The sequence below is a fragment of the Mycetocola spongiae genome, from assembly GCF_020424085.1.
GTDB classification, from domain to species: Bacteria; Actinomycetota; Actinomycetes; order Actinomycetales; family Microbacteriaceae; genus Mycetocola; species Mycetocola spongiae.
Map to the genome: position 1 here is coordinate 1321422 of NZ_CP080203.1, position 13887 is coordinate 1335308.

At 63.2% G+C, this 13887-nt stretch carries 9 protein-coding genes and 1 rRNA gene; 4 read left to right on the forward strand and 6 right to left on the reverse strand.

What is annotated here, in order from left to right:
* Positions 1 to 130: 130 nt before the first annotated feature.
* From KXZ72_RS06090 to KXZ72_RS06110, 5 genes are all read right to left on the reverse strand, one after another.
* Positions 131 to 1650 (reverse strand): 16S ribosomal RNA (locus KXZ72_RS06090).
* Between the two features lie 654 nt (positions 1651 to 2304).
* Complete coding sequence (gene mgtE, locus KXZ72_RS06095; protein WP_226082982.1) at positions 2305 to 3648, reverse strand: magnesium transporter; 1344 nt, start codon at positions 3646 to 3648, stop codon at positions 2305 to 2307.
* Positions 3649 to 3760: 112 nt separating this feature from the next.
* Positions 3761 to 4765 (reverse strand): helix-turn-helix domain-containing protein, encoded by a 1005-nt coding sequence (locus KXZ72_RS06100; protein WP_226082983.1) that lies wholly within the window; start codon positions 4763 to 4765, stop codon positions 3761 to 3763.
* Between the two features lie 82 nt (positions 4766 to 4847).
* Positions 4848 to 6359: a YfcC family protein gene (locus KXZ72_RS06105; RefSeq protein ID WP_226082985.1), complete on the reverse strand. Its 1512-nt coding sequence runs from the start codon at positions 6357 to 6359 to the stop codon at positions 4848 to 4850.
* Position 6360: 1 nt separating this feature from the next.
* Positions 6361 to 7728 carry a M20/M25/M40 family metallo-hydrolase gene (locus KXZ72_RS06110; RefSeq protein ID WP_226082987.1) on the reverse strand — a complete coding sequence of 456 codons (1368 nt, stop codon included), beginning with the start codon at positions 7726 to 7728 and terminating at the stop codon, positions 6361 to 6363.
* Between the two features lie 213 nt (positions 7729 to 7941).
* Here KXZ72_RS06110 and KXZ72_RS06115 point away from each other — a divergent pair, with 213 nt between their 5' ends.
* Positions 7942 to 9525: an SLC13 family permease gene (locus tag KXZ72_RS06115; protein WP_226082993.1), complete on the forward strand. Its 1584-nt coding sequence runs from the start codon at positions 7942 to 7944 to the stop codon at positions 9523 to 9525.
* 4 nt (positions 9526 to 9529) lie between these two features.
* On the opposite strand, the gene KXZ72_RS06120 is transcribed toward KXZ72_RS06115, so the two are convergent.
* Positions 9530 to 10549: a LacI family DNA-binding transcriptional regulator gene (locus KXZ72_RS06120; RefSeq protein ID WP_226082995.1), complete on the reverse strand. Its 1020-nt coding sequence runs from the start codon at positions 10547 to 10549 to the stop codon at positions 9530 to 9532.
* A gap of 281 nt (positions 10550 to 10830) precedes the next feature.
* On the opposite strand from KXZ72_RS06120, the gene KXZ72_RS06125 reads away from it, so the two are divergent.
* The 3 genes from KXZ72_RS06125 to KXZ72_RS06135 are packed head-to-tail and all read left to right on the forward strand — an operon-like array spanning position 10831 to position 13887.
* A complete protein-coding gene (locus KXZ72_RS06125) occupies positions 10831 to 12051 on the forward strand; it encodes a sugar ABC transporter substrate-binding protein (protein ID WP_226082997.1) in 1221 nt (406 codons plus the stop codon).
* A gap of 5 nt (positions 12052 to 12056) precedes the next feature.
* Positions 12057 to 13013 carry a carbohydrate ABC transporter permease gene (locus tag KXZ72_RS06130; protein ID WP_226082998.1) on the forward strand — a complete coding sequence of 319 codons (957 nt, stop codon included), beginning with the start codon at positions 12057 to 12059 and terminating at the stop codon, positions 13011 to 13013.
* Between the two features lie 13 nt (positions 13014 to 13026).
* Complete coding sequence (locus KXZ72_RS06135; RefSeq protein WP_404823671.1) at positions 13027 to 13887, forward strand: carbohydrate ABC transporter permease; 861 nt, start codon at positions 13027 to 13029, stop codon at positions 13885 to 13887.

A 13887-nucleotide genomic window follows, 5' to 3' on the forward strand; every position in this document is an offset into this window, starting at 1 on the left:
CCTCAAAGAAGACGTACTAACCACACAAAACTTCATGCACAGCAATGTCAATGTTCCACCCATGAGCTCCCAGCAGAAACAGTCGTTCTGATCTGGGGCCTGGACACATAAAGTGCCAGTTGCTCCTTAGAAAGGAGGTGATCCAGCCGCACCTTCCGGTACGGCTACCTTGTTACGACTTAGTCCTAATTACCAATCCCACCTTAGACGGCTCCCTCCCTTACGGGTTAGGCCACCGGCGTCGGGTGTTACCGACTTTCATGACTTGACGGGCGGTGTGTACAAGGCCCGGGAACGTATTCACCGCAGCGTTGCTGATCTGCGATTACTAGCGACTCCGACTTCATGAGGTCGAGTTGCAGACCTCAATCCGAACTGGGACCAGCTTTTTGGGATTCGCTCCACCTTGCGGTATCGCAGCCCATTGTACTGGCCATTGTAGCATGCGTGAAGCCCAAGACATAAGGGGCATGATGATTTGACGTCGTCCCCACCTTCCTCCGAGTTGACCCCGGCAGTATCCCATGAGTTCCCACCATAACGTGCTGGCAACATAGAACGAGGGTTGCGCTCGTTGCGGGACTTAACCCAACATCTCACGACACGAGCTGACGACAACCATGCACCACCTGTATACCGACCTTGCGGGGCGACTATCTCTAGCCGTTTCCGGTATATGTCAAGCCTTGGTAAGGTTCTTCGCGTTGCATCGAATTAATCCGCATGCTCCGCCGCTTGTGCGGGCCCCCGTCAATTCCTTTGAGTTTTAGCCTTGCGGCCGTACTCCCCAGGCGGGGAACTTAATGCGTTAGCTGCGACACGGAGACCGTGGAATGGTCCCCACATCTAGTTCCCAACGTTTACGGGGTGGACTACCAGGGTATCTAAGCCTGTTTGCTCCCCACCCTTTCGCTCCTCAGCGTCAGTTACGGCCCAGAGATCTGCCTTCGCCATCGGTGTTCCTCCTGATATCTGCGCATTCCACCGCTACACCAGGAATTCCAATCTCCCCTACCGCACTCTAGTCTGCCCGTACCCACTGCAGGCCCGAGGTTGAGCCTCGGGTTTTCACAGCAGACGCGACAAACCGCCTACGAGCTCTTTACGCCCAATAATTCCGGACAACGCTTGCACCCTACGTATTACCGCGGCTGCTGGCACGTAGTTAGCCGGTGCTTTTTCTGCAGGTACCGTCACTTTCGCTTCTTCCCTGCTAAAAGAGGTTTACAACCCGAAGGCCGTCGTCCCTCACGCGGCGTTGCTGCATCAGGCTTTCGCCCATTGTGCAATATTCCCCACTGCTGCCTCCCGTAGGAGTCTGGGCCGTGTCTCAGTCCCAGTGTGGCCGGTCACCCTCTCAGGCCGGCTACCCGTCGTCGCCTTGGTGAGCCATTACCTCACCAACAAGCTGATAGGCCGCGAGTCCATCCCCCACCGAAATTCTTTCCAACCCCCACCATGCGGTGGAAGTTCATATCCGGTATTAGACGCCGTTTCCAGCGCTTATCCCAGAGTGGAGGGCAGGTTACTCACGTGTTACTCACCCGTTCGCCACTAATCCACCCAGCAAGCTGGGCTTCATCGTTCGACTTGCATGTGTTAAGCACGCCGCCAGCGTTCGTCCTGAGCCAGGATCAAACTCTCCGTAAATGTTTATCTCCACGACTAAAAGCCGGGACATTTTATGCCGAACCCGCCCGGAATAGGACGAGAACTGCGAGTTTGAAACTGACAGAACAAATCATTACTGACTTGCTTTGTTGTTTAAATGTTTTCCAAAGGAATCTCCACCACTAAAAAGTGGCCGAGGTTTTTGGCATTTGACATTGTGCACGCTGTTGAGTTCTCAAGGATCGGATACTCCCCATTTCCACACCACAAACGGGTGCTTCTCCTAGGGGTCACGATATACATCACCATCCACCACGAACTCGCTTCCAAAACCTAAAGGCTTTGAGTGGGGCATCCGAAGTGAAGGATTCCTATCCTGCCACACAAACACAACCGAAACAAGTTCAGAATATTTGGTGGGGATGATCCCCGCTTGAGGCCGACCCGCATTCCGCTTGGCCGCACCTTTGGGGTGATAGGTAAAACTATACGTCCGATCCACCACCTCGGCAAATCGACCACATCGCTAGGCGTGTCGCATCACCACTCCCCCGGAAACATGCGGATCCCCTCCGCGGCGCCGTATTGGCGCCGGGGGCGCCGGCGGGAGAAAATTGGGGAAAAGTGTCGCGCCTCGGCCGGAAGGCCGTGTGCGCCGGGCGTGTTGATTCCGGGCGCTCGGGGTGCGGCCGGCTAAATCTGCAGGATCAGCTTGGCGAGGCTGAAATAAATCAGCAGGCCCGTGGCATCACAGAAGGTGGTGATAAACGGGGTCGAGAATACGGCCGGATCCACCCGGATGGCCTTCGCGATCAGCGGCATCGCGCCACCCACCGTGGCGGCCAGCGCACAAACACACAGCAGCGTGGTGCCAATCACCAGCCCGGTGGGCACGTCATATACCAGCGAGGCGAGGGTGAATCCCACGGTACCCAGCAGCAACCCCAGCATCGTGCCCACCCGCACCTCGCGCAGGAGCACCTTGCCCACATCCCCCGGGCCCACCTCGCCCATCGCGAGTGCGCGGGTAATTGTGGTGGCGGCCTGGGACCCGGTATTTCCCCCGGTTCCGGTCAGCAGCGGGATAAAAAGCGCAAGGACCACCTTCTGTTCCAGGGTGGCCTCGAAGATACCCAGCACCTGCACGGTGAGCAGGGCAGAGATCGCGAGGACAAAAAGCCACACCACACGCGAGCGCGCGATCTGAAAGATCGAGCTAGACAGATAGGGGCGGCGCAGCGGCTCGGAGGCGCCGGCGCGGGCCATGTCCTCCTCCTCGGCATCGCGCAGAATCTCGTGCGCGTCATCCACCGTGAGGATTCCGATCAACCGGATCTCGCTATCCACGATCGGCATCGCGAGCAGTTCCATCTCGCTACAGCGCCGGGCGATCTCCTCGGCGTCATCGCTCGCGATCGCATATTCGGCGCGGTTCATGATCGCGGAGATCAGGATATGGGGTTCCTCCGCGATCAGATCACGCAAACTCACGATTCCCACCAGGCGCTTTTGCGCATCCGTGACCGGGATCGTATAGATGGTCTCGGCCGAGCGGGCCCGATCGCGCACCAGCTCGAGGGACTGGGCGACCGTGAACTCGGGGTGCACCCGGATAAACTCGGGACTCATCCGGCGACCAATCGAGCGGGCAGGATAGCCCAGCATCACATTGGTCAGGGCGCGCTCATGCGGATCGAGGCCCAGCAGCAGCCGGCGGGCCACCACCGCGGGAAGCTCGTCCATCAGCGTGACCCGGTCATCGGGGTCCAGCTCGGCAAAAAGCGCGGTGACATCCTCGGCCTGAAGCCCGTGCAGCAGCTCCCCCTGCACCGTGGGGTTCAGATGTTCAAAAACATCCAGCGCGCGATCCTTGGCCAGCAGCCGGAAAACCACGGCGGCCCGGCGCGAGGAACTACGTTCGATCACCGCGATAATCTCGCGCGGGCTCATCTCGCTGAGAACGGCGGAGGCCTGAAGGAGGGCATCGGAGGCGAGGGCCTCATCCAGCCGGTCGGCGGCGCTAAGCAATTCGGTCATGACCATCCCTTCAGGAGGCCGCCACCACGGAATTTCGCGCGGACGCGGAATCGGGGGTTGGTGGGAGGGCCGAGTATCACGAAAAAATCGGAAGAAAATAACCGATGAGCTTCTATTTAACGATAACAGTTTTCGGCTCGTCGAAATCCCCCGGGAGGGTATCGATCCCCCGGCGATACTCCGAGGGTGTGCTGTTGAACTCGCGCCGCAGCGCCGCCCGCAGCCGGAATCCCGTCCCAAACCCCACCCTGCGCGCAATCTCGTTGACCGAGAGATCCGCGGCACCGGGCGCGCTGAGCATTTCCGCGGCCGAACGCACCCGGGCCTGGCCGATCCGTTCGCTCAGTCCGGGTTTTTCGTCCTGGAATACCCGCTGCAGCTGCCGCAGCGACATGCGCATGCGCTCGGCCACTCCCCCCGGGTCCAGCTCGGGATCACGATGCTCCGCCGCGATGATACTGAGCGCCCGCGCGCGAATGCCCGCGTTGATATCCGCGGGATCATAACGAAAACCCCCGGTCTCCAGCAGCATGCCCACGATCAGATCCTCGAGTACCCGATCAGCGCTGGACTGCGCAAATTTTCCGAGGGTCGTGGGCAGGCGCAGATATTCCAGCGCCACAACCCGCAGCAGTGGGGCGAGCGCGGAATCGGGATCAAATCGGGCAAATTTCTCCACGGACCGCACCCCACGATCGCGTAACCGTTCGCGGGAAATACGCACCAGGAGGTGTTTTACCCCCGTGCGCACCAGCACCTCGGGCGGATTCCAGGAGGGAATGACATAAATCGAGCCCGCCGCAAATACGTGGGTTTTGCCGCCGGTGGTCATCTCGACCTCCCCCTCCAGCACAAAACCGATATCAATCAGCTCGGTCATCGGCCGGGTCAGGCCGCGCAGCCGAAACGCCGTATGCTCGCTCTCCATCACCAGACCAAAGGAACACAACCGCGTTCGCAGATCAAAGCGGTACTCACCATTCTCGGGAATCCAGGAACCCCGGATCACCCGCTCAACGATGTCCTCCTCGCTGCGCAGGAACCTGCCGTTCAGCATGCGGTGGGCATCCTCGATATTCCCGCTCCTGCCCAGCGGAATCCAGCGCTCCGATTTCACGGCCGCACCCTTCCCGAACTCGCTCGCCCCGCACCGCTGATCTGTAGGTTCATCCTAGGGGTCACGGACGGAATCCGGCGGTTCAGAGCAACGCCCCAATCACCAGGAAGACCAGCGTAACCACCAGCAATACCGCCATCAGGGGCAATACAAATCTGGCGTATTTGTTATAGCCGACCCCGGCGAGCGCGATGCCACCCATGAGCACCGCATTGGTGGGCATGATCAGACCCATCCAGCGGGCCCCGGCATTCCAGGCGGTGATCACGAGGGAGCGGTCAATCCCGGCAAAGTCCCCGAGCGGGGCCAGCAGGGGCATCGCGAGCGTGGCATGCCCCGAGGAGGAGGGAACCAGGATCGCCAGCGGGGCGTTAATCAGGAATACCAGCACGGCGAAAAACCCCGCGGAGGCCCCCACCACCAGCTGCTCCATCGCGTGCAGCATCGTGTCGATAGTCTGGGTGTTATTCAGGATCACGGTCACACCGCGGGCCAGGAGAATCACGATCGCGGGAAAAATGAAATCACCCGCGCCCTTTCCAATGGCGGCCGCGATGCCCTTTTCCCCCAGGCCACCGATAAAGCCCACCACCACGGCACCCACGATAAACAGCGCGGTGAGCTCGGGGAACCACCAGCCCAGCTCCCAGGCAAACGGATAGTCCTTCTCCACGGGCAGGACACTGGACCAGGGGATCACCGAGAAGATCATCGTGGCGAAGGCGAGCCCGGTCACCACAAGGACGGCCTTTTGCCGCCCGCTCAGGGCCTCCGGAATCCCCGGGGCCGCACCGGGCTCCTCGGCCCCGGCCGCGGAATCGCCGGCCAGGATCGAGGCCGCGGGATTGGCCTTGATTTTGCGGGCATAGCGCAATACGTAGAGCACCGTGATCGTGGTGAGTACCACCCACAGGATGATGCGCAATACGATGCCATCACCGATCGAGACCCCCGCCTCGCCCGAGGCCACACCGATCGAAAACGGGTTCACCGTGGAGGCCATCGCGCCGACGCCCGCCGCGAGGAAGATGGAGCCCACGGCAACCAGGCGGTCATAGCCCAGAGCCAGCATCAGCGGGACGATCAGCGCATAAAAACCGAGGGTCTCCTCGGCGAACCCCATCGTGGATCCCAGCAGGGAGAAGAGCACCATCACCGAGGCGATGAGGAGCCAGCCGCGCTTGCGGGTGGCGAAGGCCAGCCGGGCAATTCCGCGATCCATCGCCCCGGTCTGAAAGACCACGGTCATGAAGGCGCCGATTGCCAAAACAAACATGAATACGCCCACCGCGCCGAAGAGCGATCCGGCCCCGAAGGGTTGGATCATGCCGGTCTCGTGATTCAGGATTCCGTAGAGGCCGTTGATCGGGGCGAGGAAAAAGTCGATAACCCGCTCGCCAAAATTTTGCGGGGCGGGCACGTTTTGGAAGGTGCCCACGATGGGCGAACCATCGGCCTCCTTCTCGTACTGACCGCTCGGGATGAAAAACACCGCGATCCAGACCAGGAGGGTCACAATGACCAGCACGGTGAACGCGCTCGGAAACTCAAATTTGCGGCGGCTCCGGACCGGAGGCGTGGCGGTGGAGGTCATATTAGGCGTTCTTTCTGCTGGCTAATTCGGAGAGAAACAGCGCCTCGGCCAGGATGGCGCGCTCAAACTCATCGATCAGGACGCGCTCATTCGGGGCATGGATCCGACTGAAACCATCGGCGGTGCCAAAGAGCAGAATCTCCGCCTCGGGTGCGGCCAGATGCAGCGAATTCACGAGGGGAATTGACCCCCCAATCGCCGCGGTGGTGGGCTCCGCCTCCCAGGCCGAGCCCAGGGCGGCGAGCGCCGCGTGATAGGCCGGGCCCCCCTCGGCGGCGGAATAGCCGTTGCCGGTATCCCCCGCCGCGACCTCCAGCGAGATGCCAAACGGGGTTTGCGCCTCCAGGTATGCGATCAGGGCGGCCTGGGCCTCACGGGCGTCCTGCTCGGGATGCACACGCAGGTTGATGCGGGCCCGGGCATGCGGGGAGACGGCGTTGACCGCCCCCTCCACGCTCGGAACATCGATACCGGTCACGGTCAGTGCGGGGCCGGACCAGATCCGCTCCCCCAGCCCCCCGGTTCCCTGAAGCACGGTCCCCGGGAGCATCTCGGCCAGCTCCGCAAACTCGGCCTCGGTATAGCTGCTTCCCGCCCATTCCGTGCGTAGCAGTCCGGGCACGGCCACATCGCCGCTGTCATCGTGCAGGGTCGCCAGTGCCCGCATCAGCACCAGAAGCGCATCGGGGGCGGCACCCCCAAACTGGCCGCTGTGTTTGGCCGAACCCAGCGTATTCACCTCCACCGTGACCGCGGCGTCTCCGCGCAACGCGACCGTGAGGGTGGGAACGCCCGGGCGGACATTGCCCACATCCGCGATCACCATCGCATCGGCGTGGAAAAACTCGGGGTTTTTCTCGGGCCAGTAGTCAAAGGCGCTTCCGGCCTCCTCCTGCCCCTCGATCACAAGTTTGATGCCCACCGGCGGTCGCCCCCCAAACGCACGCAGCGCACCCAGATGCACCATCAGATTTGACTTGGAATCGGCGGTACCGCGTCCGTAGATGGCCCCCTCGCGTTCGGTTGCGATAAACGGCGGCGACTCCCAGTCGGATTCCTCCCCCGCTGGGACCACGTCATAGTGGCAGTAGAGCAACACGGTGGGTGCACCGGGGGGAGCGGGAATCTCTCCCCAGACCACGGGTGAGGTATCGGGCAGCCGCAGGGAATCGCGCAGAATCACGCCGGCCTCGGCGGCCAGCTCGCGCACCAGGTCGTGGGCCTCGTGGATGGGTTCGCTCGGAAACCCGGGGAACGCCACCGAGGGAATCGCGATAAGCCGCTCCAGCCCCTCGCGCAGCTCGGGCATAAGTGACCGAATTTTGGCGTCCAGTTCCGCACGCGTGGCGGCCGAGATTGCTGTACCCATGATGCCCTCGTTTTCTGTTATCCGGCGGTCGCCTCCCGAGAGAGCAGTGGGGTGGATACCCCAAAAGAACCCCGTCTGAGCGCCACGCTAGCAGCGGATTTGCGGCGGAAGAATAGGGAAATCCCCGCCGGTCGCGGGATTGCCTCTACCCGGGCGCAAAACCCACACTGTCCCCCACCCGGAGGGCAATAACAGGCGCTAACCTTCTTCGCTATGGACCCCATTCTTGCGACATTTTTGATCCTCGGGGCCGCGGTCATCGCCTTTCTCTCGGGACGGCTGCCGCTCGCGGTGATCGCGGTAGGGGTCAGCCTCGCGCTCTGGGCCAGCGGGGTCCTCCCCCTGCAGGATGCCCTGGCCGGGTTTGGCGATCCCACGGTGCTCTTTATTGCGGCGCTATTTATCGTGAGCGAGGGCCTGGACTCCTCGGGGGTGACCGCCCTGCTTGGGCGCGCGATTGCCGCGCGGTCCCGCGGCAATTCGCGGCGGGCGCTGCTGTTAATCATGCTGATCGTGGCGGCGCTGACCGCGCTGATCAGCGTAAATGGTGCGGTCGCGGCGCTCCTGCCGATGACCGTGATCATTGCGGTGCGCAGCGGATTCCCACCCGCGCGGCTGCTGCTACCGCTCGCCTTTGCCGCGCATGCGGGTTCATTGCTTGCGCTCACGGGCTCCCCCGTGAACGTGATCGTATCCGAGATTGCGCGCGAGGAAACCGGCCACGGATTTGGGTTCCTGGAATTTGGGCTGGTAGGGGTCCCGCTGGTGGTGGGAACCGTGCTAATCGTCATGCTGTGCGGCCGGGGACTGGTTCCCGAGCGCGCGGCGAGCGCCCTCCCGCGGGATCTCAGCGGGCATGCCGATACGCTTTTCCGCCACTATTCCTCGCCCGTGTCCAGCCTGCTCCCCGATCCCGCGCTGGAGACCGTGGGCGGGGAGGAGGGGGTGGCCGAGGTGATTGTGGCCCCGCGCTCCTCGCTGATCGGCGAGCGCGCATTCCCCGGGATGGTTTCCGCCTCGGGGGCACTGATTGTGCTGGCCATTCAGCGCAACGGGAAGGACACCGGTTCGCGCGAGACGATCCTGGCGGGCGGCGATGCGCTCCTCGTGCGGGGCCCCTGGGCGGCACTCGAGGCGCTCACAGCCTCGGATCGGGTACTCGCGGTGGACGAGCCCGCGCTCTGGCGGCGACAGATACTGCCGCTGGGTCCGGCCGGCTATACCGCGATCGCGGTGCTGCTGGGCATGATTATTTTGCTGGTCAGCGGGGCGGTCCCGGCGGCCGTGGCCGGGCTCCTCGGGGCGGGTGCGATGATCCTGACCCGGGTGGTATCGATGGGGCAGGCGTATCGCAGTATCTCCTGGACCACGGTGATCCTCGTGGCCGGGATGATTCCGCTGTCCACGGCGTTCCTGGAGACCGGGGCGGCCGAGGTGATTGGCCACGGCCTGATTCTTGCGGTGGGCGCGGCCGGGCCCCACATGATTCTTCTCGCGATGTGTCTGGTGGTTGCGATACTGGGTCAGCTCATCAGCAATACCGCCACCGTGCTGATCATGGCGCCGATCGCGATCGCCATCGCGGGTGAGATGAACCTTTCGCTGCTGCCGTTTTTGATGGCGCTCGCGGTCACCGGTGCCGCCGCGTTCCTGACCCCGGTAGCCACCCCCGTCAATATGATGGTGATGGGTCCGGGCGGATATCGTTTTTCCGATTATTGGCGGCTTGGGCTGCCCCTCCTGGCCCTATTTCTTGCCGTCGCGGTGCTGCTGGTCCCGCTGATCTGGCCGTTTTAGGTTCTCAGCGGGCGAGGGCAGGCGCGGTGGAGCCAAAGTCCACATAGCGGCAGTCCACCAGCGCCCGGGCCGGCTCGGTACCCGGGTCCTCCAGCATCGCGATCAGCGCGGCCACGCCGCGCCGACCGAGCTCAAGACTGGGCGATTCATATACGGAGATCTCCGGATTGGAGGCACCGGAAATCTCGGGCGAGGACCCCAGCGCCAGCATCGAGATCGCCTCCGGTACCGGGCATCCGGCCTGGGCGAGCGCCCCCACGATTCCCGCGGTGGCCTGTTCGTTCAGGAGCAGCAGGGCCGTGAGATGCGGGGCCTCGGCGAGGATGCGTGGCGCAAGCTCCCGGCCAGCGGCCGAGGACTCCGCGCAGGAGAAGACCCGCGGCGTCTCTCCGTGCGCACGCATGCGCTCAATATAGGTCTCGCGCGTGCGCACCACCGGGCCGTAATCGTGAATATTGGGGTCTCCCCCATCGCCGAAGACGAGGCCGATATCGCGGTGTCCCAGCGCGCGCAGCCGGTCGAGGCCCGCAATCACGGCCCCCTCGAAGTTCACATCCACATAGCTCAGCCCGGTCAGATCCGCGGTGCGTCCGATCAGGGAAAACGGGATGCCCAGCTCGCGCAGCCGGTCCACCCGGGTATCGCCGAGGTGCACCTCCATCAGCACGGCTCCCTCAATCAGCCCCTTCGAGACGAGGGTATCGATCTGTTCGGCGTCGTTATTGCCGGGCCAGAGGATCAGCGTATAGCCGGCATCATTGGCGGCGGCCGCGGCGCTTGTGAAAAATTTCAGTGCCGTTCCGCCCAGCGTGTGCTGGAGGACCGGGAAAAGCAGCGCGATGATGCGCGTGCGCCGGCTGGCGAGGGCGCGGGCGATGGGGTCGGGGCGGTAGCCCAGTTCGGCCATCGCCGCCTCCACGCGTTCGCGAGTGGCCGGCGCTACCGGCTTGGTGTTATTTATGGCAAACGACACGGTCGCGAGGGATACCCCCGCCCGCCGTGCGACATCGCGCATAGTTGCCATCGGTCCTGACTTTCTGATCGGTTATGCCCGTAGCCTCTCATAGGTCGCGGCGTTCGGGGCATACGGACACGCTTAGGCACCCGGCAAAGTAAACCGCTTTACTTTTTTATTGACATCACCCGCGGACCGTGAGATTGTTGCCCCATCCACGAAATGTGTTTTGGGTTATCAACACCGCCGATCAAAAATCAAAGCGGTTAACTACGCGGCTCCGGGACGGACCCGAGCCCGGCACATCCCGCACCATCGCGTCATAATCACCACGGCAAAGGAGCCGCAACATGATGAAAAAATATCGTTATCCGATTTTCGCGAGTCTGGCCATCGCGCCGCTGATCCTCACCGGCTGCGGTTCCTCCGCCTCCCCCGAGGCCTCCGGCAGCGCCGACTCCCTCACCGTTGTTGACTATTACAATAACGACCCCGATAAGGGCCTGATCGGCGACGCCCTGGATAAGTGCGCCGCAAGCATCAACGTCACGCTCGACCGCACCGTGGTCCCCGGAAAGGACCTCATCCAGAAGGTGCTGCAGATGTCCTCCTCAAAAACGCTTCCGGATGTCCTGATGCTGGATAACCCCGACCTGCAGGAGATCGCCGCGACCGGCGGCCTCGCCCCGCTCAGCCAGTTTGATGTGGATACCGCGGGCTTCGCCCCGGGAATCCTCGAGGCCGCCACCTATGAAAACGAGGTCTACGGACTCGCCCCCACCGTGAACACCCTGGGCCTCTTTGTGAACCCCGCGATGCTCGCCGAGGCCGGGCTGGAGGCACCCAAGACCTGGGACGAACTCAAGAGCACCGCGGCTGCCCTCACCAGCGGCGACCGCTATGGCATCGCCTTCTCCTCGATTGCCACCTATGAGGGCAGCTGGCAGTTCCTGCCGCTGCTCTGGACCAACGGCGGTTCCGAGGATGACCTGACCTCGCCCGAGGCCGCGGAGGCCCTCGCCCTCCAGGTGGATCTCGTGAACGCGGGCTCGGCCTCCAAGAGCGTCGTGAACTGGAGCCAGTCCGATGTGAAGGACCAGTTTGCGGCGGGCAAGGCCGCGATGATGATCAACGGCCCGTGGCAGATCCCCGCGCTCAGCGAGGACCCCTCGATCGAGTGGGACACCGTGCAGATCCCGATTAATAAGGCCGGACAGAAGGCCGTGGCTCCGCTCGGCGGCGAGGTCTGGACCGTGCCGCAGACCGGCAATAAGGATAAGCAGGCCAAGGCCGCGCAGCTGATCGAGTGCATCACCAGCGACGAAAACCAGCTCGCCCTCGCCGAGGCCCGCTATACCGTGCCCACCAAGACCGCGCTCTCCGAGCAGTATGTGGCCCTCCGCCCCGAGATGGAATCCTTCACCGAGCAGGTAGCCAATGCCCGCTCGCGCACCGGAATCCTCGGAACCGGCTGGCCCAAGGCCGCGACGCAGATCTATACCGGCATCCAGCTGGGACTCACCGGCCAGGCCACACCCGAGGACGCCTTCTCGAAGGCCACGGCGGGATAGTACCGATGACCATCGTTGCACCCCGGACCGAGGCGGTGGCCCCCGCGGCCGCCGCCCCGGCCCCCGGGCGCCGCCGCCGGCACTCGCCCGAGCGCTGGACCAGGCTCCTGTTTATCGCCCCCGCCGCACTGTATATCCTCGCGTTCTTCGGCTATCCGATCGTGAAAAACTTCACGATGAGCCTGCAGGAATACACCACCAAAACCTTCTTCACGGGCGAGGCCCCGTGGGTGGGACTGGCCAATTATGTGACGGTGACCACGAGCTCACTCTTTGGCCCGGCCTTCCTGAACACCGCACTCTTCACGCTCGGCTCGATCCTCGGCCAGTTTGTCATCGGCATGGCCCTGGCCGTGTTCTTTAAACGCCGCTTCCCGCTCAACGGGTTCCTGCGTTCGATGATGCTGCTGCCCTGGCTGCTGCCCGTGATCGTGTCCAGCGCCACCTGGCGCTCGATCCTCGACCAGGACAGCGGAATCCTGAACCGTTTCCTCGGCGCGATTGGGCTGACCGATGCGCCCATCGGCTGGCTCACCGATCCCGCCGTGGCCCTGATCGCCGTGATCATCGTGAATATCTGGGTGGGCATCCCCTTTAACGTGGCGCTGCTCTACGGCGGCCTGCAGGATATCCCCGAGGAACTCTACGAGGCGGCCGCGCTGGATGGCGCGACCGGCTGGAAGGCGTTCTGGCATATCACCTGGCCCAGCCTGCGCCCCGTCGTGAGCGTGGTGCTTGTGCTCGGAGTGGTCTATACCCTCAAGGTCCTGGACGTGATCCTCGGCCTCACCAACGGCGGGCCCGCCAATGCCACCCAGACCCTCGCGGTGCGCTCCTATCAGGAGTCCTTTGTGAACTTCCAGTTCGGCGTGGGTTCGGCCTATAGCAACGTGCTGATCCTCGTCTCGCTGATTTTTGCCGTGATCTATCTGCGGGCCAACCGGCGCGCGGTGGATGAATAGGAGCCGGAAGAACATGACCACACTCAGTGCACCCCCGCTCCGGGTCCCGGCGCCGGGCACCGCGCGCCGGCGCATTCCCGCCTGGGTCTACTCGCTGATCGGCGTGCTGATCCTCGCCGTGATGCTCTTCCCCATCTATTGGATGGTGAACGCCTCGCTGCAGCCCTCGGGCAATACCCTCACCGCGGGCCTCTTCCCGCTGAACCCGGATTTCTCAGGTTATGAAAAGGCGCTGCGCGATCAGGGCGGCAACCTCGTCACGAGCCTCATCATCGCCACCGGAACCGTGGTGCTGACGCTCCTGATCGCGGCCCCCGCCGCCTATGCGCTTGCGCAGTTCCGCTTCCGCTGGATCGGCGCCGCACTCATGATCATCATCGTGGCGCAGATGGTGCCGGGCGTGGTGATCGCCAACGCGCTCTATAGCGCCTATAACGATCTGGGAATGCTGAACTCGCTTGCCGGGCTGATCCTTGCCGATGCGAGCCACGCGATCCCGTTTGCGATCCTGATCCTGCGCACCTCGATGCTCGCGATCCCACCCTCAATCGTCGAGGCCGCGCGCATCGACGGCGCCGGGCTGGTCCGCGCCTTTATGTCCGTGGTGGTCCCGATCAGCCGCAATGTGCTGATCACCGCGGCCCTGTTTGCGTTCCTCTTCTCCTGGAGCGATTTCCTCTTTGCGCTCACGCTCACCACCACCGAGGAGGTGCGCCCCGTGACCCTCGGCATCTATCAGTATCTGGGAACCCAGGTCTCCAATTGGTCGGCCGTGATGGCCACCGCCGTACTCTCCTCGATTCCCGCCATCATCCTGCTGGTGCTGGCGCAGAAATTCATTGCCGCCGGGGCCACCGGCGGGGCCGTGAAATAA

What these genes read in the sequence shown, in the direction of transcription:
- mgtE (WP_226082982.1), bottom strand. Translation starts at nt 3,648, where the DNA reads ATGACCGAATTGCTTAGCGCCGCCGACCGGCTGGATGAGGCCCTCGCC.
- KXZ72_RS06105 (WP_226082985.1), bottom strand. Translation starts at nt 6,359, where the DNA reads ATGACCTCCACCGCCACGCCTCCGGTCCGGAGCCGCCGCAAATTTGAG.
- KXZ72_RS06110 (WP_226082987.1), bottom strand. Translation starts at nt 7,728, where the DNA reads ATGGGTACAGCAATCTCGGCCGCCACGCGTGCGGAACTGGACGCCAAA.
- KXZ72_RS06115 (WP_226082993.1), top strand. Translation starts at nt 7,942, where the DNA reads ATGGACCCCATTCTTGCGACATTTTTGATCCTCGGGGCCGCGGTCATC.
- KXZ72_RS06120 (WP_226082995.1), bottom strand. Translation starts at nt 10,549, where the DNA reads ATGGCAACTATGCGCGATGTCGCACGGCGGGCGGGGGTATCCCTCGCG.
- KXZ72_RS06125 (WP_226082997.1), top strand. Translation starts at nt 10,831, where the DNA reads ATGATGAAAAAATATCGTTATCCGATTTTCGCGAGTCTGGCCATCGCG.
- KXZ72_RS06130 (WP_226082998.1), top strand. Translation starts at nt 12,057, where the DNA reads ATGACCATCGTTGCACCCCGGACCGAGGCGGTGGCCCCCGCGGCCGCC.
- KXZ72_RS06135 (WP_404823671.1), top strand. Translation starts at nt 13,027, where the DNA reads ATGACCACACTCAGTGCACCCCCGCTCCGGGTCCCGGCGCCGGGCACC.